Consider the following 752-nt stretch of genomic DNA (forward strand, 5'->3'; position numbering starts at 1 on the left):
GTTAGATAGTCAACTCAGACCCTGCTTCACTGCTCTCAAACAGGCTGGCGTCACCTTATTGAACCAGGCAGTCTTGCTAAAAGACGTCAATAATCATGCAGAGACACTAACAAAGCTTAGTCTAGCGCTCTTTGACCTGGGCATTCTCCCTTACTACCTATTTATGTATGACCGTGTTTCAGGCGCAGCGCATTTCGAGGTCTCTGAGCGCGAAGCATTTAAGCTCTATAAGCAACTTCTTGGCGCTCTGCCTGGTTATCTCGTTCCTCGCCTCAGTCAGGAAATCCCGGGGCAAAACTCTAAGAGCCTGGCAACATTTAGTTGGCCATAAATAATGTGCTACTGAGAACTAAATCGAGCCTGTAACGCGATTTAACAATTCAAGCCACACTTTTTCCCCCTCATTCAAGACAATACCATAATCCCTGCTATGCTAGTTATAAGCGTATTATGGCTACGGTTTCGCATAATTTTCTGACTAGATGCTGACCCGTACAAGCAAAATAAGTAGCCTCTTACTACAAATTTAGGAATCATGAATGCACGGCCAAGATATAGAATTAAATTTATCCACCCCCGAGCAAACTTTAATCAGTTTTTCTTTTGCTGAACATACTCCAGCAGCAATTAAAGCTTGGGTGAAGGATTTGCCGATGGCTAATGTGGGAGAGCTCTCACGCCAGTTATACCAGGCAATAATCGAGTTTAATAAGCTGACTCTTCCTCCTCTAACACGAATGCAAATTCTGGAA

At 43.6% G+C, this 752-nt stretch carries 2 pseudogenes; both read left to right on the forward strand.

What is annotated here, in order from left to right:
* Window positions 1-331 (forward strand): annotated as a pseudogene (locus tag A3735_RS29965) (EF-P beta-lysylation protein EpmB); the annotation flags it as partial.
* A gap of 208 nt (window positions 332-539) precedes the next feature.
* Window positions 540-752, forward strand: a pseudogene (locus A3735_RS00635) (hypothetical protein); the annotation flags it as partial.

This window comes from Oleiphilus sp. HI0061, from assembly GCF_001635675.1.